The 25239-nt window shown below is 37.9% G+C and carries 27 protein-coding genes and 4 tRNA genes; 10 read left to right on the top strand and 21 right to left on the bottom strand.

Features of this window, described 5'->3' with window-relative positions; genetic code table 11:
- Window positions 1-411 precede the first annotated feature (411 nt).
- The 6 genes from F886_RS14880 to F886_RS14905 all read right to left on the bottom strand — a co-directional run bounded on the left by F886_RS14880 (window position 412) and on the right by F886_RS14905 (window position 3282).
- Window positions 412-485, bottom strand: a tRNA-Trp gene (locus F886_RS14880).
- Between the two features lie 69 nt (window positions 486-554).
- A tRNA-Leu gene (locus F886_RS14885) sits at window positions 555-639 on the bottom strand.
- A 27-nt stretch (window positions 640-666) separates the two neighbouring features.
- Window positions 667-740 (bottom strand) — tRNA-Trp (locus tag F886_RS14890).
- A gap of 53 nt (window positions 741-793) precedes the next feature.
- Window positions 794-878: transfer RNA gene (locus tag F886_RS14895), tRNA-Leu, on the bottom strand.
- Window positions 879-980: 102 nt separating this feature from the next.
- Window positions 981-1787 carry a protein kinase domain-containing protein gene (locus tag F886_RS14900; RefSeq protein ID WP_005306942.1) on the bottom strand — a complete coding sequence of 269 codons (807 nt, stop codon included), beginning with the start codon at window positions 1785-1787 and terminating at the stop codon, window positions 981-983.
- Window positions 1774-3282 (bottom strand): DUF3336 domain-containing protein, encoded by a 1509-nt coding sequence (locus tag F886_RS14905; protein ID WP_005306944.1) that lies wholly within the window; start codon window positions 3280-3282, stop codon window positions 1774-1776. The genes F886_RS14900 and F886_RS14905 overlap by 14 nt, the downstream gene beginning before the upstream one ends.
- A 178-nt stretch (window positions 3283-3460) precedes the next feature.
- Between F886_RS14905 and F886_RS14910 the strand changes: the two genes are divergently transcribed.
- Complete coding sequence (locus tag F886_RS14910) at window positions 3461-4342, top strand: ATP-binding protein (protein WP_005306947.1); 882 nt, start codon at window positions 3461-3463, stop codon at window positions 4340-4342.
- A 108-nt stretch (window positions 4343-4450) separates the two neighbouring features.
- Window positions 4451-5554, top strand: a complete 1104-nt coding sequence (locus F886_RS14915) for a DUF6670 family protein (protein WP_005306949.1) — start codon at window positions 4451-4453, stop codon at window positions 5552-5554.
- 2 nt (window positions 5555-5556) lie between these two features.
- On the opposite strand, the gene tsaD is transcribed toward F886_RS14915, so the two are convergent.
- Entirely contained in the window at window positions 5557-6567 is a 1011-nt protein-coding gene (gene tsaD, locus F886_RS14920) for a tRNA (adenosine(37)-N6)-threonylcarbamoyltransferase complex transferase subunit TsaD (RefSeq protein ID WP_005306952.1), read from the bottom strand.
- A 145-nt stretch (window positions 6568-6712) separates the two neighbouring features.
- Here tsaD and rpsU point away from each other — a divergent pair, with 145 nt between their 5' ends.
- Both rpsU and F886_RS14930 read left to right on the top strand, forming a co-directional pair.
- Window positions 6713-6928: a 30S ribosomal protein S21 gene (rpsU, locus tag F886_RS14925; protein WP_001136722.1), complete on the top strand. Its 216-nt coding sequence runs from the start codon at window positions 6713-6715 to the stop codon at window positions 6926-6928.
- 25 nt (window positions 6929-6953) lie between these two features.
- The gene (locus tag F886_RS14930; protein WP_004791284.1) at window positions 6954-7400 is read left to right on the top strand and encodes a GatB/YqeY domain-containing protein; all 447 of its coding nucleotides are present in this window, start codon (window positions 6954-6956) and stop codon (window positions 7398-7400) included.
- A gap of 89 nt (window positions 7401-7489) precedes the next feature.
- Here the strand turns inward: F886_RS14930 and F886_RS14935 are convergent, their stop codons facing one another.
- The 12 genes from F886_RS14935 to F886_RS14990 all read right to left on the bottom strand — a co-directional run bounded on the left by F886_RS14935 (window position 7490) and on the right by F886_RS14990 (window position 19845).
- Window positions 7490-8917 carry a M48 family metalloprotease gene (locus F886_RS14935; protein ID WP_081399123.1) on the bottom strand — a complete coding sequence of 476 codons (1428 nt, stop codon included), beginning with the start codon at window positions 8915-8917 and terminating at the stop codon, window positions 7490-7492.
- A gap of 142 nt (window positions 8918-9059) precedes the next feature.
- The gene (locus tag F886_RS14940; protein ID WP_005306958.1) at window positions 9060-10025 is read right to left on the bottom strand and encodes a 2-hydroxyacid dehydrogenase; all 966 of its coding nucleotides are present in this window, start codon (window positions 10023-10025) and stop codon (window positions 9060-9062) included.
- An 11-nt stretch (window positions 10026-10036) separates the two neighbouring features.
- Window positions 10037-10684, bottom strand: coding sequence for a hypothetical protein (locus tag F886_RS14945; protein WP_005306961.1), 648 nt, complete (start codon window positions 10682-10684; stop codon window positions 10037-10039).
- A gap of 100 nt (window positions 10685-10784) precedes the next feature.
- On the bottom strand, window positions 10785-12674 hold the full coding sequence (locus F886_RS14950) for a M48 family metalloprotease (protein WP_005306963.1): 1890 nt from the start codon (window positions 12672-12674) through the stop codon (window positions 10785-10787).
- Window positions 12675-12752: 78 nt separating this feature from the next.
- Window positions 12753-14294, bottom strand: a complete 1542-nt coding sequence (gene purF / locus F886_RS14955) for an amidophosphoribosyltransferase (RefSeq protein WP_005306965.1) — start codon at window positions 14292-14294, stop codon at window positions 12753-12755.
- A gap of 25 nt (window positions 14295-14319) precedes the next feature.
- Window positions 14320-14907 carry a CvpA family protein gene (locus F886_RS14960; RefSeq protein WP_005306969.1) on the bottom strand — a complete coding sequence of 196 codons (588 nt, stop codon included), beginning with the start codon at window positions 14905-14907 and terminating at the stop codon, window positions 14320-14322.
- Window positions 14908-14913: 6 nt separating this feature from the next.
- Window positions 14914-15918, bottom strand: a complete 1005-nt coding sequence (locus tag F886_RS14965; RefSeq protein ID WP_005306972.1) for a quinone-dependent dihydroorotate dehydrogenase — start codon at window positions 15916-15918, stop codon at window positions 14914-14916.
- A gap of 89 nt (window positions 15919-16007) precedes the next feature.
- Window positions 16008-16487, bottom strand: coding sequence for a type II secretion system protein GspM (gspM, locus tag F886_RS14970; protein WP_005306976.1), 480 nt, complete (start codon window positions 16485-16487; stop codon window positions 16008-16010).
- The gene (gene gspL, locus F886_RS14975) at window positions 16487-17626 is read right to left on the bottom strand and encodes a type II secretion system protein GspL (protein WP_005306979.1); all 1140 of its coding nucleotides are present in this window, start codon (window positions 17624-17626) and stop codon (window positions 16487-16489) included. Before gspL ends, gspM begins: the two co-directional genes overlap by 1 nt.
- 23 nt (window positions 17627-17649) lie before the next feature.
- On the bottom strand, window positions 17650-18105 hold the full coding sequence (locus F886_RS14980) for a SixA phosphatase family protein (protein WP_004791265.1): 456 nt from the start codon (window positions 18103-18105) through the stop codon (window positions 17650-17652).
- A 56-nt stretch (window positions 18106-18161) separates the two neighbouring features.
- Window positions 18162-19235, bottom strand: a complete 1074-nt coding sequence (locus F886_RS14985) for an NAD(P)H-dependent glycerol-3-phosphate dehydrogenase (RefSeq protein WP_005306983.1) — start codon at window positions 19233-19235, stop codon at window positions 18162-18164.
- A 34-nt stretch (window positions 19236-19269) separates the two neighbouring features.
- Window positions 19270-19845 (bottom strand): nitroreductase family protein, encoded by a 576-nt coding sequence (locus tag F886_RS14990; protein ID WP_005306986.1) that lies wholly within the window; start codon window positions 19843-19845, stop codon window positions 19270-19272.
- A 209-nt stretch (window positions 19846-20054) separates the two neighbouring features.
- Between F886_RS14990 and F886_RS14995 the strand changes: the two genes are divergently transcribed.
- Window positions 20055-20435 carry a hypothetical protein gene (locus tag F886_RS14995; RefSeq protein WP_003650739.1) on the top strand — a complete coding sequence of 127 codons (381 nt, stop codon included), beginning with the start codon at window positions 20055-20057 and terminating at the stop codon, window positions 20433-20435.
- A gap of 38 nt (window positions 20436-20473) precedes the next feature.
- Here F886_RS14995 and rhlB read toward each other — a convergent pair whose 3' ends face one another.
- Both rhlB and F886_RS15005 read right to left on the bottom strand, forming a co-directional pair.
- A complete protein-coding gene (gene rhlB / locus F886_RS15000) occupies window positions 20474-21625 on the bottom strand; it encodes an ATP-dependent RNA helicase RhlB (RefSeq protein ID WP_004791258.1) in 1152 nt (383 codons plus the stop codon).
- Between the two features lie 103 nt (window positions 21626-21728).
- Window positions 21729-21941 (bottom strand): cold-shock protein, encoded by a 213-nt coding sequence (locus F886_RS15005; protein WP_000126912.1) that lies wholly within the window; start codon window positions 21939-21941, stop codon window positions 21729-21731.
- A 375-nt stretch (window positions 21942-22316) separates the two neighbouring features.
- Between F886_RS15005 and F886_RS15010 the strand changes: the two genes are divergently transcribed.
- From F886_RS15010 to F886_RS15030, 5 genes are all read left to right on the top strand, one after another.
- Window positions 22317-22562, top strand: a complete 246-nt coding sequence (locus F886_RS15010) for a sulfurtransferase TusA family protein (protein WP_004791256.1) — start codon at window positions 22317-22319, stop codon at window positions 22560-22562.
- A gap of 133 nt (window positions 22563-22695) precedes the next feature.
- A complete protein-coding gene (gene rpoH, locus F886_RS15015) occupies window positions 22696-23562 on the top strand; it encodes an RNA polymerase sigma factor RpoH (RefSeq protein ID WP_004791254.1) in 867 nt (288 codons plus the stop codon).
- Between the two features lie 112 nt (window positions 23563-23674).
- Entirely contained in the window at window positions 23675-24040 is a 366-nt protein-coding gene (locus tag F886_RS15020; protein WP_004643452.1) for a DUF423 domain-containing protein, read from the top strand.
- 13 nt (window positions 24041-24053) lie between these two features.
- Complete coding sequence (gene thiS / locus F886_RS15025) at window positions 24054-24251, top strand: sulfur carrier protein ThiS (protein WP_004791249.1); 198 nt, start codon at window positions 24054-24056, stop codon at window positions 24249-24251.
- Window positions 24252-24264: 13 nt separating this feature from the next.
- Window positions 24265-25050: a thiazole synthase gene (locus F886_RS15030; RefSeq protein WP_001154366.1), complete on the top strand. Its 786-nt coding sequence runs from the start codon at window positions 24265-24267 to the stop codon at window positions 25048-25050.
- Window positions 25051-25239 lie beyond the last annotated feature (189 nt).

Here is a 25239-nt window from a genome sequence, read left to right on the forward strand (position 1 = left end):
CTAACATAACTTTGAAAAAAGAATAACAAATTGAGTTAAGATCTTAAAAAACGAAGGATTATGACTAAAACTACGATACTTTAAAGAAGATTTACTAACAAGACTTTTTTCTAGTTAAGAGCATGATACCTGAAATAAATTTCTATTCAAGCTTTTTATGAGAAAAATTTTATAAATTATAATAAAAAACCCAAAAACAATAACTTAATAGTGCAACTAAAACTTAGTACATCCCCTACCTAACCAACAACTTACATCGAATTAGATAAATTGTAGAAGAATAGAAAGATCAGCACTTAGAACGCATGAGATGACTGAATAAAAAAATATAAAAAAGACTTTAAATAATTTGAACTTTAGAAATTCAGGCAATAAAAAAACTCCTAAACAGGAGCTTCATTTTTAAATCATTGGCAGAGGATCAAGGACTCGAACCTTAACGAACGGTTTTGGAGACCGTCATGCTACCATTACACCAATCCTCTATATTTATGATTAAACAACTCATGATTTAATCATAAAAAAAAGCAAGAACATCGTCTTGCTTCTTTTAATGGTGGGGGCGAAGAGACTCGAACTCTTACACCTTGCGGCGCTGGAACCTAAATCCAGTGCGTCTACCAATTTCGCCACGCCCCCATCTGGGACATTTATTTAAAATAAATGTGGCAGAGGATCAAGGACTCGAACCTTGACGAACGGTTTTGGAGACCGTCATGCTACCATTACACCAATCCTCTTCCAAAACATAGATGACTTAACATCTACATTACCTTTAAGTTTTAACTTAAAGTGGTGGGGGCGAAGAGACTCGAACTCTTACACCTTGCGGCGCTGGAACCTAAATCCAGTGCGTCTACCAATTTCGCCACGCCCCCGATGGCTGTGTATATTAGCGATAAGATCTAACAGTGACAAGTGTTTTTTTTCTAAAAAAAACTGACCGTGTAAATTGTATACAGATACTAGATCAATGATTTTTATAAGTTTGAATGTGCTTTTAAATAATTCATCGCTTCAAACACGTTTGCAAACCTATTTTTTTGTTGTTTTTGCAATAAACCCGAAAGTAATGGATAAAAAATCATAAGTTGTGTGGGTAATTGAATGGTTAAATTTTGACAATGCAATACTGCCCAATCATAGTAACTTCCTGCTTCTAAGCGAGTTTGAGTTAACCATTCATATAGAACGATACCAAATGCGTATAAATCGCTTTGTATATCCTTAGAAGCGCCTCTAAACAGCTCTGGAGCCATATATCGTGGTGTAGCATCCATTCTTAAATCTGAGCTCGATATAAGTCGGGTTTTCTCAAAATCAATCAAATAAGGATTTTGCTCAAACTTTCGAAAATGTTCTTTCTTAATATCTCCATGAATCCAACCAAATTCATGGAGTTCTGCGAGCTTATCTAGTGCGGACCAAATCTTATGATATACATCAGTTAAATCCGCTTCATGAGACAATGAACCAAACCACAAATCAGTATTGGGTAAAATTAAAACTTTACCTAAAGAATGGTTTAATTGAGGAATGGCGCCAACTTCGATTAATTTATGAGGTAAAAGCCACGCGGGTTTCTTATGAGTAATTTCTTCGTAAATCAATTGTTCATGAATGAAATCTTGCTCACTTTGAACATCTGTTGCAGGTAAATGATATTTTAACCAATAGTCTTTGTTATCTATGCTGCATGTCCATAGATACCGCCCTAAAGCGGTACTTGCAGGTTTTGTCACACTTTTTAAGTTTTGTATATGCGAAGCAAAATCATGCTTCAGCATAGTAAGACTCTGGCTGTTGTTGCTTTTCTTCAAAACGCAAAACTTCTAAGCAATGTTGAATCGTCTTGCCAATACGAGCATGGGTCTCAATCGAAGAAATTTTTGGCCAAGTCGCACGTTCCCCTTCTCGCTGTAAGCGTTTAAACAAATGTGGCCGTGGGTTTTGCAAAGTATAGGTATAGTGACTCAAGCCATATTTAGCAATGATATTCACATCACCATAATAACGCTGCCCCATTACCCCATAGCCATGATCAAGTAATCGTCTAATCGGAGAAATAGAACCAAGTCTTTGACGTGTAAAGTCCATAAGTCCCATGGATAACACTTTACCTTGACGTCTTAAAATCCGTTCAGGCCAACTTAAAACATCTTTACGAAAGCGGTCTGCATCATTTTGCATAAATGGAACAATATGCGGGTTCACCTGACTGGCGATGGTATAATTTAAATTATAAAGTCGGGCCATTCTTTCTTGCGGAAAATCATTTCTTACACTGCCATCTACCCATTTTGTGTTTGCCATGTAAGGTGTATGTTCACCGTCATAACGTTTGCTGGTTAAACGTACGGGTGGAAATAGCACAGGTACAGCACATGAAGCCAACACAGCACTCCACACTAAAACATTAGGCGTCATAATGGCATTCATGATGCGCGGGTTTTCTGTTGCATCATACGGTGCAACTGCCACATTAATGTTTAAACCAGATTTTTTAAATGCTTCTTCAAATGTGAGATCACCCAGATTTTCAACAAGGAACTTTTTCAAATAGTGCACATCGGCAATTCCACCATTTCCTTTAATGAGTTCACGAAGTTTTCTAAAATGAAAAGCATCACTAAAGAATTGTTCTCCATTTAATAAATTTTGAACATCTTCACTGGCTGAAGTTCCGAGCATGCCTGTCATAATTGCCCCTGCACTTGAGCCAGACAATACTTTAGGCATTAAATCTTGTTCAATTAACGCTTTACATACTCCAGTGTGAAAAAGTCCTAAAGTCGCTCCACCTGAGAACATAAGAGCTGGTTGTCCATATGCTTTTTCACAATTTTCAAAAAACTCAATTTTTTCTTTTCGTTGGAAAGTAATACATTCACTTGAAGCAATATAGGCCAAGCTTTGGCTAACTTCTTCAATATAATCTTCAATTAACTTTTTCGTTCCCACATGCGTTGCAGCAAACAGCATAGGGTGACCAATATTTGCAATATCGTAGGTTAGACCTTCTTTGAGTAAATAAATAAGATCTAGCGTTCGATGTTGCTGGCGATATCTTTTCAGTAAAGTGTATCTATAAGAAATGAGTTCTGCATCGAAGTAAGGCGAACTATTATCAAATTTCCACTCTTGCACCCCTGTTTCTTCATCTAGTTTTAATGCAAAAGACTTCCACTCTTCGTAAGATTCAGCCATGTCTAACTGACGTTGTAATTTTTTGATACGGTAGGCCTGATGCGGATTCATATCACTGCGTATTTTTTCAAACATATTTCGTCCTCATCTTCACAGATGATTTTACTGAATAGACATAACAACACTATGCGCGGTCTGAAGATTTCAATCAATTGCAAAACCGATAAACTGTATAGACAATAACTTTTTTGTCAGCCTGTTAATTTCGGTGTTAGTATCCTAGTAAATTACTGTTTAACATGATTGACTTACCATGGCTACCATTGATTTACCAGATAATTTAGTTCAAACATTATCACTTGTATTAAATCAGTTACAGCAGGTCTTACCTGAACCTAAACAAGAAACAGATTTTAATGCACCTGCTTTTAGATGGGAAAATCAGCAACTTAAAGCCATCTATACACCCAAAAATATTTATCTGGATGACTTGAAAGGTATTGAACGTCAGAAAGAGAAAATCATTCAAAATACTTTGCAGTTTTTAAATGGTCTACCCGCAAATGATGTGCTTTTAACTGGCTCGCGTGGTACAGGAAAGTCATCTATTGTGCGTGCTTTATTAACTGAGTATGCCCCACAAGGATTACGTTTAATTGAAATTGAGCGGGATGACTTGGCAGATTTACCTAAAGTTCAGAAACTCATTCAAAACCGACCTGAAAAATACATCGTGTATTGTGATGACTTAGCTTTCAATGCTGAAGATGAAAATTACCGTAGTTTAAAAAGTGTATTGGATGGTTCATTACAGTCTGGTTCAAGTAATTTTATTATTTATGCAACCAGTAACCGCCGTCATTTGTTACCAGAGTTCATGCATGAGAACACACCTGTAACCAAGGTCGATGTACCACAATACACTGAGTTACACCCACAAGAAGCGATTGAAGAAAAGATCTCTTTGTCAGATCGTTTTGGTTTGTGGTTATCTTTTTACCCAATGGACCAGAATTTATATTTAGAAATCGTAGAGCATTATCTTGATAAAGCAAATATGGCTTTTAATGATGAAGTTCGCGCTGAAAGTTTGCGTTGGTGTCAAATGCGTGGTCAACGCTCAGGACGTGCTGCATATCAGTTTTCTAAGCACTGGATTGGTTTAAATGGCTTAAAAGAGTTGTCTAACAATTAAACAAAATGTCCCGCAAAGCCTTAGCTTTGGCCTGAAAACCGCTTAGTTTTGATAGTTGTTTTTCATAACCTAAAACAAAGATAGTCCTATCCTCATTTAGGTTTATATATGAAAAAACAATTGCCCAAAATTTCTATAGGCAGCAAAGTTTTAGGTCAAAGCTTATTGTTCGCGCAAAGTGTTATAGATAAAGCAGAAAAATACTCAACTCTTCCTTTCTCTCAGTCTCATATTATCCAGCCCAGAGTCGATGAAAAATATTATAGCTGGACTCATTACGGCATCTTTTTCCCACTTTTGCCAGAGCCGCATCGCTATTTAAATATTATGATTTTATTAGGCACACCTAGTGCTCTTGCATTTGATCATGATGACATAATTCATGGAAATCCGCGAAAAACAGCGACTTTCTTTTCAAGTACCGCAGCAGTAGAGAAAGCTTTGCTTAAGGCTTATATCATTCCTGAAGATACAAAAATTAATGAAGATGGAAGCTTAATCGAACTAGGACAGGAAATTTCAATTCAAGGAAAATTCCCAAAAATTCATATTAATGGACACTACGAGGGTCTTAATTTCGACTTTGATATTGATGTTACCTCACATGTTTCATGGTTTATCAAAACACCGATTTATGATCATTTTAGTTTGTTGGCAAAGTTTAAAGGTTTCTTAACCTATCAAGCAGAACGTATTGAAAGTGAGGGGCTCTGCACTTATGAATATGCTCGAGCAGTTGGGGCTCATTCCATCGCAAATAAACTTATTCCTGATGCTTATAAACTGCCGCTTGATTTTTTTACTTATCAAATTATCAATTTAAATGAGACCACTCAACTTCTTCTTACCAAAGCAGATATTGCAGGTCAGACAGCGGCTTATACTTTGCATATTAGGTATCTTGATCGACCCGCAGAAGTTTATACAGATGTCAGTTTTGATATTATTTCTCACCAAGTTGATGATTACATCTCACCGACTGGGCAAAAGATGCGACTTCCTAAATTCTTTTCGTGGATTGCTCGAAATGAAGCCAAACAAATTATTTTAAATATTCAGGCAGAAATTGACTGCCCACTCCGCTACGGTCATGGGCGAGGATATGCAAGTAGTTATATATTTACCGGTAATTATTTCGGCAATGAAGTTCAAGGCCGTGGTTATATCGAATATATAGATATTGAAAACCAACAGGCCTTTGAAGATGAATAGTTTTACTCAGGAATAGACAACTCAGTCATTGGCCAACGTGGTGTTGTGGTTACAGCCAAACCATCATGCTGGCCTGCTTTTAAACGTTGATAACCTGCAAAAGCAATCATTGCCCCATTATCAGTACAAAGAGCAGGTTCTGCGTAATAAACTTGTGCCTTAATTTTAGCCAATGAAGTTTCCAACTGTTCACGTAATCGTAAATTAGCGCTTACTCCACCTGCAATAACTAGACGCTTAAGTCCAGTTTGCTTTAAGGCTTTTACTGATTTTTTTACCAAGGTATCTACAATTGCTTCTTGGAATGACGCAGCAATGTCAGCATCTCTGTTTTCACCATTCAATTTTTTCAATTGCACAGAAACAGCTGTTTTTAAACCACTAAAAGAAAAATCTAGACCTTGGTGAAGCATTGGTCGTGGAAATTCAAACGCTAATGGATTACCACTTAAAGCCAATTTCGCAATATTAGGACCACCCGGGTATGGCAAACTCATCATTTTTGCAACTTTATCAAAGGCTTCTCCAGCTGCATCATCAATAGATTCACCCAAAAGTTCATATTGACCAATACCGTGAGCTGCCATTAATTGTGTATGCCCACCTGAAACCAATAAAGCAACAAATGGAAATTCAGGCGGTTGACTTGAGAGTAAAGGTGCCAACATATGCCCCTCCATATGGTGAACACCAATGGCAGGTTTATTTAAAGAAAAAGCTAAAGTTCTTCCAAATAAAGCCCCTGTCATTAAGGCTCCCATTAAGCCAGGACCACGTGTATAAGCAACAGCATCAATCTCTTGTTTTGTTACACCACTTTGCTCAAGCAATTGATTCATTAAGGGAATTAATTTTCGAACATGGTCTCGAGAAGCAAGTTCAGGTACTACTCCACCATATTCGGCATGAAGTTTAATTTGACTATAAAGAACCTGTCCCCGCAAGCCGAGTTCGCTATCATAAAGTGCCAACCCTGTTTCATCACAAGAAGTTTCCAAGCCTAAAACAATCATCAAAACTGCCTTTTATATGAGTCAAAATATTGCAATCGCTATTATAGACTTGTGATATGAGTTGTAAATGAGTAAAATACTGACCTTCACTTGTGATCCGGCACAATAGTGTGCTTGATCTTATCCATAATCTAGAGGATTTTACATGCCACAAGTTAAGTTGAAAGAAGGCGAACCAGTTGACGTAGCTATCCGTCGTTTCAAACGTTCATGCGAAAAAGCTGGTGTTTTAGCTGACGTTCGTAAACGTGAATTCTACGAAAAACCAACTCAAGAACGTAAGCGCAAAAAAGCTGCTGCAGTTAAACGCTACCAAAAGAAATTGGCTCGCGAATCTGTACGTACTACTCGCCTTTACTAATTAATTTGTGATTGACTGCTGAATTATGACTACTTTAAAAAACCAAATTACTGATGCATTAAAAACTTCTATGCGTGCCAAAGATATGGCAACAGTGACGGTTTTGCGTAGTCTACAAGCAGCAATTAAGCAAATCGAAGTCGATGAGCGCATAGAGCTTGGCGACGCTCAGGTTCTTGCGGTCATTGAAAAGCAAATTAAACAACGTAAAGAATCGATCAAAGCCTTTGAAGGTGCTGGTCGTGATGATTTAGCTAGTAAAGAACAAGCCGAAGCTGAGATTTTATCTCAGTTTCTACCAGAAGCTATGACTGAGGAAGAGCTTGATTCTCTCATTGAGCAAACGATTTCTGCTCAAGAAGCAACTAGCATGAAAGATATGGGTAAGGTGATGAATTCTCTACGTCCGATCATAGCCGGGCGTGCCGATCCTTCTGTAGTTTCAGCAAAAATTAAAGCTAAATTAGCTTAATCTCTTCTCTTAAATTTTATATTCCCTCAAACCAAAGCTTCTTTTAGTTTGGGCGTGTTTATATATTTAAATTTTTTGAAAGATATATTTCAAATTTTCATTCTTCGCTCATCTTGCATTTGTTTCAATCTACTGTCTATTCTAGCCGACATTGCTTGATTGTCTTTTGCTAATCGCTGAGCATGCAACATCGATTTAATCGCATTCTCTTCACTCCCCGACCAATATTCAGCTTCTGCTCGATAGCGTAAAACATTGACTGCTCTCAATGGTCCTGTCTTGTCCAAATTAGCAGCCTGCTGCAAAAATTGCCAACCTTGGATATCTCTTGGGTTTTTATTGATAAACCGTTGAATAAGAGTTTGAACCTGTGAAAATTTTCCTTGCCGCAGCAACACTTCAGCCAACTTATAACTAAAAGCCCTATTTTCAGGCATAGTCATTTGTGTAGAAGCAATTGAAGTATAGGCTTGATCTAACTTGTTTTGCCCCAGATAAATATCGGTCTGCAAGAGTGTAACAAGAGGTTTTCCACTAGATTTGACTTGATCTAAAGTAGACTGCGCCTGTGCATAATCACCTTGTTTTACATAAAAAGCTGCCAAAGCAATAAGACCCGCAATATTTTTTTGTGAGGCTAAACTCTGTAGTTGGTTTTCGGTAGCCTGATTTGAAACTACCATTGTGTACCATTTTAAAATTTCAAAATCAGCATCATATATGCGATTTTTGACTTTAGGCATCTGGTTCGCACGAAGTCGGGCCTCACTCATGCGCTCAGTCGTTAATGGATGGGTCAGCCAGAAATCTGGTAAAAAACTTACCCGACTAGTCGCACGATGCATTGTTTCAAAATAGTCTGCCATACTTTGCGGGTTATAACCCGCTGCATACATATATTGCATGCCAATACGGTCAGCTTCACGCTCCTGATTTCGACTGTATGTTAACTGGCTATCCATTAATGCAGCCTGCGTTCCCAACATCACTGCTGCTCCTGCATCTCCGCCACCCTGTGCAGCTATGGCCACACCTGCTAAAAGCCCAGCTAAACTTAATAACGTTTGTCCCTTAAAGGCTTCCTCTGAACGACTAAAATGTCTTTGTGATACGTGTGCAATTTCATGCGCCATCACCCCAGCAATTTCATCAATATTGCGAGCTGAAGCAATAAGTCCTGTATTAAGCGCAAATAGACCGCCCGGAACAGCAAATGCATTGATTTGTGGATCTTTAATAACAACTAGACCAATAGGTTGACCAAGTTGAGTCTCACTTAAAATACTTGAAAATACTTGAAAAAATTGGTCTTCGAGCCAGATATCTTGGATAACGGGCATTTGTTTATGAACTTCACGGAAAACTTTTTCACCAATAAATTTTTCTTTTTGTTGATCAAGCAAGCCTATTCCACTTCCAATATTTGGAATTTCCACCTGATTCGCAGATGGCTGAGGGTCGAAAGACTGTGCATACGAAGCATTTGCTATAAAAGTCGCACTTAAAATAACTGGCAAAAATCTCAAAAGTTTTTCTCTATTAAAATTAAACCATAAAAAAAGCCTATTGATGTAAACCACAAAAATTGGTTTTCAATCAATAGACTTTTACTATATCACTCGAAATCGACTAGTTTTGCAATGAAGTGTTATTAATCACTTATATAAAGTTTTGGTTTACCAAATATCTAGGTGTTTTATCCTCTAAAGCTTCAACCAAATTTCTATAAGCAAGATTTGCCATTTTTTTACGGGTTTCAGCAGTAGCCGATCCCACATGAGGCAAAGTCACTACATTCGGCAATTTAAAAAGACCCGAATCTTGTAAAGGTTCTTTTTCATACACATCTAAGCCAGCAGCAAAGATCTGATTTTGCTGTAAAGCTTCAATTAAAGCTTGCTCATCAACTACTGAACCACGGGCAATATTAATAAAAATAGCGTGTTTTTGCATAAGCTCAAACTGCGCTTTACCCATTAAGGCTTTCGATTCATTATTTAAATCAACTGCAGTGACTACAAAATCAGACTGCTGTAGCAATTGATCCAGACCAAGATATTCTGCATTTAATGGCTCAGCCAATTCAGGCTTTTCACGACGATTATGGTAAACAATATTCATGTTAAATCCATAAAAACCACGACGTGCAATTGCAGCACCAATATTGCCAAGTCCAATAATACCTAATGTCTTTCCAAAAACATCTAAACCGAACTGCTGAGGCCCTACCGTTCTTTTCCATTCACCTTGTTTAGTCCAATGATCCAGAAAAGGTACTTTTCTAGCAGCACTTAGTAATAATGTAAAAGCAAGATCAGCTGTTGTTTCAGTTAAAACATGGGGGGTATTTGCTAACCAGATTTTTCTTTGGTTTAAATAAGCCACATCATAATTGTCATAGCCTACCGTTACAGATGAAATAATTTTTAGTTTTTGAGCAGGCGCAAGATTTTTTTCATTCAGTACTCGCCCCGCACCAATCATCCCATCAGCATCTACAACGTGTTGTCTTATTTGTTCATTAATATCACCCAATTTTGGGTTAAGAACTACAACATGATAATCCTGTTGTAATCGAGACAAAATTTCTTCATCAATTTGGCTAAAAACTACAACTTTTTTCATGTAAATCCCTACTACTCGTTGTTATCTTGCATTAATTTCCACAACCTTTTTTTAAGGAGTGGTTTCTCCAGCATTTCTTTTAAACTTGCTAAATGGATGATATTGGCATGCTGAATATAAGAACATTCACCAAGACATAAGATCTTTTTATCTGCTGCAACAGCATCCAAGAAGCCTTGTATATATGAACCAGCTCCCCGCTGATCTTGATACGCAGCTAAAGGAAAAGGCCATTTTAGTTCAGCATACTGCCCTATTTTCGCTTTTTGTATGTTATTCCAAAGCTGTTTTTCTTCTTCACTTAAATTTGTAACATCTAAAAAAATAACACATTTTTCAAGAGAAAAAGCCTGCAACTCAAATGATGCAATTTTAATGGCAGGTGCTTGCACATGATTGTGAGGTTCTATAACGGGTTGAGCCTGTATTGAAACAGGCGCCACAATTTCAGGTTCAACTTTTGGAATATCGTTAATTTGTGGCTTTTTAGGCCGCTCAAGAACTATGGGTTCTACAGAGGGTAATATGATCGGTTCTGGTTCTTCTACAACATGATCTCGCCAAAGGCTTTGAGCATTATTTTTTTGGCACGCCTGTGTCTTAGGAATCCATACATCAATTCCTAAAGTCGCCAATATATTTCTTTGCTGCCCAATCATGTTTAAATCAATACCTCTGCTTAAGCTACATTCTAACGGGCTTGAGTTTTTTTTTCAGTGTTTTATTTCGTTCAGCTGTTTTTATAATCGTAGATGTCTTTTAAATAATCATCACACTATTTCTTTTTTGCATTTGCTCAACAATTTCTTCTGTCTCAAAGCCAAATCGCCAATAAAGTAATTCAAGTACATCTAGTTCGTCTTGTGTGATAATACGATCACTCCACAAGCACATTTCTGCAATCGCAAGAATACTAAGACGGTCACGCAATAACAAACCTGCAATGTCATTTAAAATTTCAGCCAAATCTAAAGGCTCGTCTGAAATCTCATCATAGACATACATTTCATCTGGATTAAGTAGCGAACGCAAAATACGTTCACGTACTTCTAACTGATTTGGACTATTAATTTGCTGGACATGAAGCAAGGCATCAATTAAACGAACAATTTGAGGTTTTACTTCTTCAAATGCTGTTGGCAAATGTAACGGCATTAAATTCAACTCATATTTAACCCGCTCCAGCAAAAGCGCATCTAGCAAACCAATCTCACCATCTTCTTGAATAATAAGCGCTAGTTTTGTTAGAAATTGTCGCGCAATACTTGCCGGCATATGCCCAATGTTTTTACAAGCATCATGAAATATCTGAATATGGATACGCCCATCAAGATTTAATAAAGCATCAATAATGGCATGGCTAACTGGTGCATCTTTAGGGATGAATTCTCGATATTGGCGAATCATCAAAATAGCGACCATTACCTCGCGGGAACCCGTAGCAGTTTGTAGTGCACGCTGAATTAGCTCAGGACGCTTTTTATTGCGACGCACATCACTACTAAGAGGCTTAATGGCATCATTTAATGCAAAACTAATGGGTGATAATCTTAATAAAGGCAAAGGCTGTGGAGATGACCATGGAACATAAATTTCTTTTTCAGATTCTTCTAAAAAATGAAATAAACTAAATAACGGACGATTGCGAAGCTTTTTTAAATTTTCTAATTGTAAATCTTGTAGCAAAGTCGGATTTAACTCATAAATACGTTCACGAATACTTGGGTGAATATTCATCCAACTTTGCGGACTCAGTGAGTTAGCAAAACACATATGCGCGATTGATTCAGAATAGGCACTATGAATTTGTGAGCCAGAATGGTGAACATAAATACGCAACAAAGTCTGCGTATTAGCACTATTTTTTAATAATCGTACCGTTTTTTGATCATTACGGAATGTGCGCCCACTTAAAGTTAAATATTTAATAAATCGGGTAATTAATACGCCTAGGCTTCCAGCTAGCCAAATAACACCACCCACTGCAACAAAGACTGTTTCAAATTTATGTTTATAACCTGGACTGTAGCGCTTAAAACCTTGTTTCGCTAATTTACTACCCCACTGACTAAATGTCGTTAATCCACTATATAAAATCTTTAATTTAGTATTCTCAACAGCCTCACCTGATAAAATTTGATTAAACTCATGACCTAACAAACCATATAATTCAAGTTTATCCAGATTTTGCAAAGCTCCCCATGTCAAAATGATCACAATATCTTTAGGGTGAAAACCTGCCGTAAGTGCATTTACGCCTACTTCATCAGGTAAAACATATAAGGTTGGAACTTTAAGTGAAAAATTTTGCGCCAAATATTCAGTAATTTTTAATGCTTCAAGCTCTTCTGGTGTACTTTCTTCTTTTACTAAACGACGCGCTTTCAGTTGTTTTGCTAAAGAATGTCCACCTTTACGCAAGATATAAAGTTCAGTAACTACCGACCAAACCATAATAAAAAGTAATAGCGCGACGAAATAAGGACTTAAGGTGTGCCACCAGATGGGCTGACTATAATCAAAAAAATGAACGAGTAAACCTAAAATTAAATTTAAGATAAAAATAGTAAGCAGCACAGCAACCAAACACATAGTGATGGACCATGCCATATTCTTATTTTCGATTAGATAGTGGCTTACTTCTTTCAATGTAAATATTCCCAATTACATTGTTAGTTTTCATCATAAAAGAAAAAAGCGGGAAACACCCGCTTTTTTCAGCTATTTCTATTCTTCTTTAATGCCTGTTAAATCTACAGAAGCAGCATCAACATTCACATCAATGTAGCCATCTTTTTTCTTTTTAGCAGAATCATTACGCTTCTGCTCCAAATTATTTAGATAAGCACCATCAATATCACCTGTTACATAAACGCCATCAAACACAGAGCAATCAAACTCAGTTAGATCAGGTACCTTGCTAGTACGTACAGCATTTTTCAAGTCTTCCAATTCTTGGAAAACTAAACGATCAGCACCAATAATTTCCTGGATCTCTTCTACACTGCGTTCTGAAGCAATAAGCTCAGCTTTAGCAGGCATATCAATACCATAAACGTTTGGATACATCACTTTTGGTGCTGCTGACGCAAAGTATACTTTTTTTGCACCAGAATCACGTGCCATCTGGATAATTTCATTACAGGTTGTACCACGTACAATTGAGTCATCAACCAGTAAAACATTCTTACCTTTAAACTCAAGTTCTACAGGGTTTAATTTCTGACGTACTGATTTTTTTCGTTGTTGCTGACCTGGCATAATGAAGGTACGACCGATATAACGGTTTTTCATAAAACCTTCACGGAACTTCACACCTAGAATATTTGCAAGTTCTAATGCTGAAGTACGGCTCGTATCCGGAATTGGAATAACCACATCAATATCATGGTCCTCACCCCAGTCACGTAAAATTTTGTGGGCAAGTTTTTCACCCATTTTTAAACGAGCTTTATAAACTGAAATTCCATCAATAATGGCATCAGGACGTGCAAAATAAACATATTCAAAAATACATGGACGGTATTTTGGATTAGCTGCACATTGTCTTGAGAACAATTCACCATCTGAATTGATGAAAATTGCTTCACCTGGTTCAATATCACGCTCAATTTTAAAACCAAGTGCTGTAATAGCAACTGATTCAGAAGCGATGATATATTCCATCTCGCCTTTTTCAGTCATACGTGAACCATAAATCAATGGGCGAATACCGTTTGGATCGCGGAAACCAACCAAACCATGACCAGTAATCATTGCCACTACGCCATATGCACCTAGACAGCGCTCGTGTACACGAGAAACTGTGTGAAAGATATCATCTGGTGTAGGATTTAAAGTACCGTTCTTTTGCAACTCATGCGCGAATACGTTCAAAAGAACTTCTGAGTCAGAGTCCGTATTCATATGACGTAAATCTGTTTTAAACAGGTCATCATGAATATCTTCGGCATTGGTTAAATTACCATTATGTGCAAGCGTAATACCGTAAGGTGAGTTCACATAAAATGGTTGTGCTTCAGCACTGCTAGCAGAACCAGCAGTTGGGTAACGTACATGGCCAATACCATAATTACCAAGTAATGCTCTCATATGACGAGTATGAAAAACATCACGCACCATACCGTTATCCTTACGAAGGAAAAGACGGCCTTCATGGCAGGTTACTATTCCAGCTGCATCTTGCCCACGATGTTGCAACATCGTTAAAGCATCAAACAACATTTGGTTCACTGGCGATTTACCGGCTATACCAACAACTCCACACATAGCAACCTCGCAGACAAGCTAGGAATTAATAAAAAGGATTCTTTGTCGAATGGTCGGATCGGTTTTCTAAATCTTCCGATTCGTCCATTGGTTTTGAAGGGGTGCTTGATGCACTACCTCCAGATGTTATTTGATGAAATGCCTCACTTGCAGCATCTTTGGACAATTCAGTTGCTAAAGGTGCATAAGGCAGTAAAAATTGTATAAGTACGGACTGTTTCCAGCTTGGTGAACTCTCAACCCAAGGCCCAACGCCTTGCATTGTAATCAACACAACCAACAAGCCCTTTAAGGAACCAAAAGCACCACCTGCTAAACGATTTAATGGCCCCAATTTCAGACTTTTCAAGAGGCCATTTAAAAATGCAGTGACGATCCATGTTAAAACAATGATCAGAAGTGCTATAAATGCAAAAGCTGCAATTTTTTGAACAACCGGATCATGACTCAAACCAGACATGGACGGCGCAAGAAGGACAGCATATTTTGCACCCATAATTAATGCAATGATCCATCCTACCAAGTTCGCAAAGGCTTTGATAAATCCTTGTCGCAAACCGTTTAGCCCCCCAATGAGCAAAAGTATCAGAATAATGATATCAATTGTGTTCATATTCACTTAAGTCATGGCTGCAACACATTGTTTTACTAATATAGGACCGGTGTAAATCAATCCGCTATAGATTTGTACTAATGTTGCTCCAGCTTGCTGTTTGACTGCTGCTTGTTCACCCGACAAAATTCCACCCACGCCAATCAACGGGATTTGTCCTTTTAACGTTTGGGCAAACAAACGTAAGCATTCGGTACTTTTTTCAAAAACAGGCGCACCTGATAATCCACCCGATTCGTTACCATTAGGAAGGTTTTCCACACCGTCTCTAGATAAAGTCGTATTGGTAACGATTAAACCATCAATCTTAAATTGCAATAATTGTGCTGCAATAAACTCAACATCTTCAGCTGTTAAATCAGGTGCAACTTTTAAAACCAAAGGAACATAATGGTTATATTGCTCGGCAAGCTCAAGTTGTCTTTCTTTTAATGTTTGCAATAATTCAGTTAATGCATCGCCACTTTGTAAACTTCTTAAGTTCTTAGTATTTGGAGATGAGATATTAACAGTAACATAAGAAGCGTAGTTATAAACTTTCTCAAGACAAATCAGGTAATCATCAACAGCCTTTTCTACAGGCGTATCTGCATTCTTACCAATGTTAATGCCTAGAATTCCTTTAAATTTTGAAGCTTTAACGTTCTCAACAAGCTTATCAACACCATCATTATTAAAACCCATGCGGTTAATAATGGCTTTAGCTTCAGGAATACGGAACAATCGCGGTTGTGGATTACCCGACTGAGGACGCGGTGTAATTGTTCCAATTTCAATAAAACCGAAACCCAGTCCGGCTAAAGAATCAATATGTGCACCATTCTTATCAAGTCCAGCCGCCAAACCTACCGGATTTGGAAATTCAATTCCCATACAGGTTATTGGTTTTGATTCTACGCTTTGACGTAGTAGGCCGAACTTATGTGCTTTATCAAGCATAGATAATGTTAATTCATGGGCACGCTCTGGTGCTAAACTAAACAACATCGGGCGAGCAAGTGAATATAACATACCAATCACAGTCTACTGATTTTAGGTAGGCATATTATAGGCACAGGCAGCACAAAACACCATGCTTAAGAACACCATATTTTAATATGTTATTGAACCGTCGCTGTTAATTTAATCTGTCCGTCAATTGAAACCATTTCCATTTTTTGAATACTTAAGCCCATTTGTGCAAGTTGGGTTAAAAAGTTCGCTAAAATTGCATAATTCTGATGAGTAACAATAATTTGTAACTGCTCACCATTTTGTTGAGAAGTGACCGTTAAGCCTTGCTGCTGAGCTACACGTTGTATTTTTTCCGATTGACCCAACTCAAGTTCATTTGCGGGTTTCATGGTAACCGCATTGCTCTGCATCCATACCATCAAATCTTTTAAATCATTTAATCGTTGCTGTTGCTGCTCTGCCAAAGAATGCATTTTCCAAAGTGATGCTCCTACAATAGCCACAACGACAAAGATTGTAGTAAAGACCACCATAATACGTTCACGTACAGTTAAGCGATCCAAATATTGAACGATCTGTTCAACCCACTGATCAAAGCGGTTTTGCAATTGAGTTATCATTTTCATTATTGTATTTTCACCACACCTATTGCCCCACCGCCATCGGCTTGAACATTACCGAGCTCTGCTTTGAATCCCTGCTGGTTAAGTTGCTGAGTTAAAGCTTGCAAATCATCTGCCGACTTTGCTTTTAATGCCATTGTTAATATTGATGCATCATAATTTAACTGCTGAGCTAAAATTTGTCTTTGCATTAAAATAGGCCCAACACGACTCAATAAAGAAAGTGCTTGTGTATCACCTTGCTTACTCATGCGTAAATGACTTTCAAATTGGCTTTTTATGTTCTGCTCATTCACACGACTAGAAGAACCAAACCAATATTTATATTGCTCTATCGTCTGCTCAGCGGTTTGATTAGCCACATTTTTTAACTTTACCCAGCGCAACAAGTCATAGCTAAACTGAACCACTATAATTGCTAAAATAACGGCAGCACATGCTTTCCAATAACCCGAGACCGTTTGCTCTTGCCCTTTAGCTTTAGGTAGAACATTAAAAGGATGCTGTTTAGGTTTATCTAAAGCCTGGAATTGATAAATAAATTCTGAACGCTGCTCAGCACTTGATGCTGCCATCAAGCTCTCTAATTGCTCTGATGTCAAACCACTATATTGATAATGTGTTTCAACCGGCTGGAACTCTAAAAATAATCCCAGATCATCTAGCGAATTACCGACCCATTTACTTTCACGCACAAGTAATTTCTGGTCAATATTACATAAGACTACTTGCTGATCTTGAGGTTCCGGTAAAATTAAAAAGTCTGGCAATAAAGCAACGAGCTTAATAGGCAGCAAAGCCATTGCATGTTGCCATGTTTCTACTGTTGTTTTTGCTACTCCTAATACGGTCAATTGATCAGCATGAAAATGGTGAACCACTTTCATATGATCAATCGGCAAAGTCACAAATTCTTCAAGCAAATATTTAACACCATCTGCCCCGAGTTGCTTGTAATGAGACTTTGCCATGTGCTGCTGGAGTACCTGAGCATGGCGACTAGGGAAAAAGATGACAGCTTCTTTTCCTTGATGTAGTTGCAGATCTTGTATTAATTGATCAAGACTTGCTGCCTGCAACCAGTTTTCTCCGTTAGACCAATGCCATATTCCATTGGTTTCAGGCATCCATAAATACAGCATAATGGGCTAAATGACCTTTTTAATTATATTGTGGGTACAAAACTATTTTTTTGTGTTGATAAACCAGTAGCAATCACAGCCTGATCATAAATTCGAGCTTCGGCAAGTGCAAATGGATTAAAGTTTTCATGAGTCAGTAGTTCAGCAATATGCCCTACTACATTCATATGACACACGACTACAATTGACTCATACGGAACCTGAGACAACCACTCAACCGCCTCTTTCGCATTATCGTCCGGTTTAATTTTATCGCATAACAGCACGGGAACATCTTTAAAATAAGTTTGAATATGCGCTAATGTTTCTTGAGCACGCAATAATGGACTCACTACAAAAATATCAGGCTTAACAATATCTTTTAAAAATGTTGCTGTCTGTTCAGCTTGAGCATGCCCACGAGCAGTAAGTGGACGTTTAGTATCATTACCATTTACTGGAGGAGCAGCTTCCCCATGACGAACTAATGTCAGTTGCATAAATATTCCTTGTTAATAATTCTTGCATTATAACCGTAATTTATGACATTTCTTCTTCAGACTTCATGATGAGGTAAAACAAACTCAACATCACTACGGTGCCCATTTTTCATGAGAGATAAGGCAATATTTAAAGGAGGCGCCCCCTCAAAGATAACTTCATATAAAGCATTGGTAATTGGCATATATACGTCTAGTTCTTCTGCTTTACCGCGTACCTGAACAATCGTATTAATTCCTTCAGCGGTTTGCCCCAATTCTTTACTCGCTTGGTCAAGTGTTTTACCTGAACCCAAAGCATAACCAATTTGATAATTACGGCTTAATGGACTATTACAGGTTGCAAATAGGTCACCAACGCCAGATAAACCTAAGAACGTTAATGGATTTGCCCCCTGTTTAACTGCAAAACGGCTCATCTCGGCCAAAGCACGCGTTAAAATCATACTCTTGGTGTTTTCACCAATTTTATAAGCTGCACCAATTCCCATTGCAACGGCATAAATATTTTTAAGTGCTCCACCCAGTTCAACACCATGCACATCATCACTACCAAAAACTCGGAATAACGCACTATGCAGAGCATGCTGTACAGCATAACGAACGAGTTCAGAATCACTGGCAATAACAGTACCAGATGGCATTCCCGCCATAATCTCCTTAGCGAGATTTGGTCCAGACAATACCCCATAAGGAACTTCTGGCAATTCTTCACGAATAATATCGCTCATAAAGCTAAAAGTTTTAGCCTCCACACCCTTGGTTAGAGAGACAATCGCTTGTGCAGTAATAAAAGGAGCAATTTGTTTTAAGACATCACGAAATGAATGGCTAGGAATAGCCACTAAAATAATATCTCGATCACATACTGCTTGTTCAAGGTCAGACACAGCACGTAATGAGGACTCTAAAACAAAGTCTGGCAAATAACGTTTATTAATATGGGTTTTATTGATTTCTTCAGCTGTATCAGCATCACGAATCCAGATCATGGTGTCACAGCCATTACGTGCAGCTAAATTCGCCATTGCCGTACCAAAACTGCCTCCACCTAAAACAGTAATACGTAATGCTGTTTTTTTATCGACCGCAACAGGTTCCACTAAATCTGTAAACTTAAATTCAGTCATGCTTTATTATCCTATTTCTTACTTCTACAGACTTTTATGCCTGCCAAACTTTTACGAATTCTTTACTTTCAATATCTGCACGCGGTGCAATCGCTTTAGCTGCTGTACCCACATAAATAATACCTGAGATTAAATCATGCGGTTGCAATCCTAAATGCTGTTTTAACCAGTTTGACTCGACAACAGCCCCACTACGCCACATGGTAGAAAAACCTTGAACCTGTAAAGACAATAAAAGATTTTGTACAGCAGCTCCAGTACTTAAAATCTGTTCAAAATGTGGAACTTTAGGGTGATCTTGCAGCTGCGTAAGCGCCAAAATGAGTAAAGGCGCGCGGAAAGGATGTTGCTTCACTCGCTCAAGCTGTGCTGAGTCGGTTTCACCTAAATCGGCTAAAGCTTTTGCTAAAACTTCACCAAAAGCACCACGTTGGTCAGCTTCGATAACGACAAAACGTGTTGGTTTAAGTCTATGGTGGTCAGGAGCAGTTAACGCAGCTTGAAAAGCCAACTCTAATTGATCTGCATTTGGAGCAGGCTCAATCAATTGACCAATAGATTGACGTTGGTGAATATTCTGATGAATTATCTGTATTGCTGAATCCGCCATTAATATTGATCTAACTCAAAAAATTCAAAATAGATTAGCATAATCTACAGATAATCCACCATTGTATCTAGAACATAAAAATAACGAGTTCGTGCTTTGACATTTTTTTAAGACAAAACATCAAAACTTATACAACGTCTTCAAAATCAATTAGAAAACTTGTGTTCAAATAGTGAGATCTTTTGACGATTAATGATATTAGGTGAAACATGAAAAAAATAATTTTAGCGAGTGCGTTGAGTAGTGTTGTTTTATTGCTAGGTGCTTGTGCCACTACGCCTAAGAACACTTTGGCAGTTCAAAAAGAAAATAATCAATTTGAAGTCACAGGTATTGGTAAAACGAATCTAATTGCAAAAAATAATGCGATTACTGCCGCTCAAAAAACTTGTTCAAAAAGCACCAGCCCTGTTGTAGTAGATGAAAAAACAACATACAACGGTGTATTAAAAGATGTTGTAAGCGAAAAAACTGGCCAAATGGTTGAAGCAGCGGCTGGTGTAATTGGCACTTTAACTGGAAAAAATGCATCACTTGCAAAAGATGATGATTATCAAACAACCCTTACGTTCTATTGTAAAATTAATTAATCAAAAAAAATCCCAATCAGTTGATTGGGATTTTTTTATTAGCAATAACCGTCTAGACGGGTTAATGGTAATTTCTTACCAATTGCTTTTTCAATTTCCGGCAAGTAAAAAGCATCATCTTCAGATAAGAAACTAATACTTACACCTTGTGACCCAGCACGACCTGTACGTCCAATGCGATGTACATAATCATCTGATTGCTCAGGTAAAGTATAGTTGATCACATGAGATACGCCATCAACATGAATACCACGGCCTGCAACATCAGTTGCGATCATGACGTTATTTTTACCTTGCTTAAACTGCTCTAACATTTTTAAACGTTTATCTTGAGCAATTTCACCTGAAAGCATACCGACCCGATATCCATCTCTCTTTAAATGATCATAAAGACGGCGTACTTGATCACGTCGATTCGCAAAAATCATAACTTTATCGATAGGCTCTTCACGTAAAATATCTTGTAGCAAACGATATTTATCTTGTTTAGCAACTACATAAACGCGCTGCTCAACATCGTTGTTAGTTTTTTGCTCAGGCTCAATCTCAACAGTGATTGGTTCAAACAACCATTGTCTTGCCAAATTAAGTACATCATAACTAAAAGTAGCCGAGAACATGAGCGTTTGGCGTTGTTCCTTACGTGGGGAATAACGCACAATACGTTTTACAGAAGGAATAAAACCCATGTCCAATAAGCGGTCAGCTTCATCGATGACTAAAAATTCAATTTGATCGAGCCAAACTTCTTTTTGTTCTACAAAATCAATTAGACGCCCAGGAGTGGCAACGATGATGTCGACAAAATTAGCATCCAACTGTTTCTTTTGCTTATCGAAATCTACGCCACCCAACAGTGTCACGATGTGTAAATCTGAAAATTTTGTGAGTAACTTTGCATCGCTTTCGATTTGCAATGCCAATTCACGCGTAGGCGCCAAAATCAAAGCACGTGGCTCACCACGAAAACGCTGCTCTTGAATTGGGTTATGTAACAAGTCATTAATTACACTAATAAGGAAAGCAGCAGTTTTACCTGTTCCTGTTTGCGCTCTCCCAATCGCATCATGCCCGCCCAACGTATATTTTAAAACCTTTTGCTGAATCGGGGTCATTTGCTTAAACCCTAAAGCATCAATCGCCTTTTTAAGTTGCGGATGTAAATTCAAGGTTTCAAAACCAGATGTCATAAATACGTGCTCTAACAAACAATCTCTCTAATGAGAAGATCATTATAAACAAAAACGCCCCAATTCAAAAATTGGAGCGTCCATGATTCATCAAAAAGATGAATTAGTCTAAAGGCTGAACGTTTTCAGCTTGAAAACCTTTTTGACCTTGTACTACACTAAATTCTACGCGTTGGCCGTCACGTAAAGAACGGTGACCGTCACCAACGATTGCGCGGAAATGAACAAATACGTCATCACCACCGTTACGTTGAATAAAGCCAAAACCTTTAGTGTCGTTAAACCACTTTACTACGCCTTGTTCGCGAGCTGTCATAAGTCAATCCTCAGATGTTGAAAAAAGGACCTTCCGGTGTTGCAAACAGCAGAGCAAACAAGTGTTTAAAATATTTATAATCTTAAAGCTTGTAATCATTCTGTAAAACTATCAACAATTTCCGGTTACATCCATTTGTTATAAGATTTTTAAACCAATTTAAGTGTGTGGTAAATCTTAAAACGGTTCGAGCTTACCACGGGTTTATGACAATTAATAGAATTTTTTTCAATTATTCCCCGTATTTTTAGTCGTTTTTTTAAACAGCTTATTACAATATTTTTTATAGGTAATTGCTTGTTTCTTCTTTTATAAAATGTGCAGCATTTATAAAAAAATTTGTTAGAATAATTTTTTTAGTTGTTTTGATGATGAATGACCAACACTTCTTCTACTACAGCACCCATTGAAATTAATGCTTTGGGCCAACCCTGTCCAATGCCTTTATTAATGCTAAAACGCGAACTCAAAAAAGTATCAGGTAAACAGCTATTCTTATTAAAATCTTCTGACCCTCATAGTGAAATAGATGTAACTCGTTACTGTGGTTTACATCATTTTATGTGTCAGACAACACATATATCTGAAAGAGAATTTCACTATTTAATTGAAACTCAATGATTCTTTGATAAACTAAAAGATTAGAAATTGCATAAAATTTTACATTTCTCTACCCAATTTTCCTTAATTATGAAGCTGATTCAAATTAAGATGAATTTATTGGTTATCCCATCCGATCCTACAAGGAGAAATCATGAGTGACAGCAGCAATCAATTGATGCCCCTGTCATTGTCTGCGCCCGGTGTAAACCTTGGTGCATATATCAGTACTGTCAATCAGATTCCTATTTTAACGGCCGAGCAAGAAAAAGAACTTGCTGAACGTTATTATTATGACCAAGATCTTGATGCCGCAAAAATGCTGGTAATGTCGCATTTACGTTTCGTCGTTCACATTGCGCGCAGCTATGCAGGTTATGGCCTACCACAAGGCGACCTTATTCAAGAAGGTAATTTAGGCTTAATGAAAGCCGTGAAGCGTTTCGACCCAAATATGGGCGTGCGTCTTGTATCTTTTGCCGTCCACTGGATTAAAGCAGAAATTCACGAATACGTTATTCGTAACTGGCGTATTGTCAAAATTGCAACGACCAAAGCACAACGTAAATTATTTTTCAATTTACGTAGTTTAAAAAAATCGAGTAAAAAATTAACGCTCGAAGAAGCTCAATCGATTGCGAATGACTTAAATGTTACTGCAGAACAAGTTCTGGAGATGGAAGGTCGTTTAACCGCTTATGATGCTGCTTTCGAAGCTCAAGGCGACGACGACGATGACACTCCGCATACTGCACCGGCATTATATCTTGAAGATAATCGCTATGATCCAGCTCGTTTAGTTGAAAATGAAGACTGGGAAGAGCAAAGTACATCTGCTTTACATGATGCAATGGATCAGTTAGATGATCGTTCGCGTAATATTTTACAACGTCGTTGGTTAGATGATGACAAGTCTACTCTCCACGAGTTAGCAGCCGAATATAATGTATCAGCAGAGCGTATTCGCCAGCTTGAAAAGAATGCAATGGAAAAAATTAAAATTGCTATGTCTGCAAGCTAAAAAATAAGTTTAAAAATAAAAGGGCGTTTAGCCCTTTTGTTTTATCTGGCTATGTTTAGCCAACCCAATCTATGATAACGTTGCCTTTCATTATTCATTTGCGTTTTTTGTTATGTGGATTGCCATTTCAGCCCTTAATCTTGCCTTTGCAGTCATGTTGGGTGCTTTTGGAGCACATGGTCTTAAAGCTCACGCGAGTCCAGAGCAACTTGTTTGGTGGCATACTGCAACCGACTACTTTTTCTACCATGCTTTAGGCTTACTAGCACTTGGTATTTTAAGCAAAGTCATCCTGACGTTCCCTATTAAGTTGCCATTCATATTGATTCAGATTGGTATTTTATTTTTCTGTGGTTCACTCTATATCATGGCACTTGGATTACCGAGAATTTTAGGGGCAATTACCCCAATTGGTGGAGCATTTATGATAGCTGGATGGCTCGTTTTGGCTTGGAATGCCCTCAAATACGCAAAATAATTGGAATGTGATCATGCAAATTTATTTAAATGGCGAATTAACGGACACGCCTTGTCAAAACCTGTTGCAACTTATTCAGGAAATGGCACTTGAAGGAAAACGCTTTGCTGTCGAACACAATCAGCAAATCGTTTCTAAAAGCAAATTAGAGCAAATCACTATTGCTCAACATGACCGTATCGAAATTATTCACGCTGTTGGCGGCGGCTAAGTCGGAGTTATCCATGCAAGACACCCCTCTCATTATTGGTTCACGTTCTTTTCAATCTCGTTTATTGGTAGGAACTGGCAAATATAAAGACTTAAATGAAACGGATTTAGCTATTCAAGCCAGTGGTGCAGAAATCGTAACTGTCGCAATCCGCCGTGTGAATATTGGACAAAATCCAGATCAACCGAATTTACTGTCTGTCATTCCACCAGAAAAATATACAATTTTGCCAAATACCGCAGGTTGTTTTGATGCTGATAGCGCAGTTCGTACTTGTATGCTAGCGCGTGAGCTACTCGATGGTCATAACCTAGTAAAACTTGAAGTTCTAGGCGACGAAAAAACCTTATATCCAAATGTAACCGAGACTTTAAAAGCAGCTCGAACTTTGATTGATGACGGTTTTGAGATTATGGTCTATACCTCTGATGACCCGATCATTGCGCAAGAACTTGAAAGTATGGGCTGTGTCGCGATTATGCCTTTAGGTAGTCTAATTGGTTCAGGTTTAGGTATTTTAAACCCGCACACTATTTCAATTATTAAAGAAAATGCAAAAGTACCAGTTTTGGTAGATGCAGGTGTTGGTACAGCAAGTGATGCAGCTATTGCTATGGAACTTGGTTGTGATGGTGTGCTGATGAATACAGCAATTGCAGCTGCTCAAAACCCTATTTTGATGGCTTCTGCAATGAAGAAAGCTGTTGAAGCTGGACGTGAAGCATTTTTAGCAGGTCGTATGCCACGTAAACGTATGGCAAATGCAAGCTCACCAGAAACAGGTTATTTCTTTAAATAATCTATTTCTTGCAAGAACACAGCCTTTAATTACCGTTGTAACTTTAGTGCAACTTGTATAGGCATTTTACTTTTCAAAGATGAAAAGTAACAAAAATCTTTTGTTTCGCTGATATTACATCCATGTAATACAGCGAAACGGTGGCATCCATGCCACCTCACGATAGTTACCGCTTACGAGAGTTTAACT

The organism is Acinetobacter sp. NIPH 542, assembly GCF_000369825.1.
Classification (GTDB): Bacteria; Pseudomonadota; Gammaproteobacteria; order Pseudomonadales; family Moraxellaceae; genus Acinetobacter; species Acinetobacter oleivorans.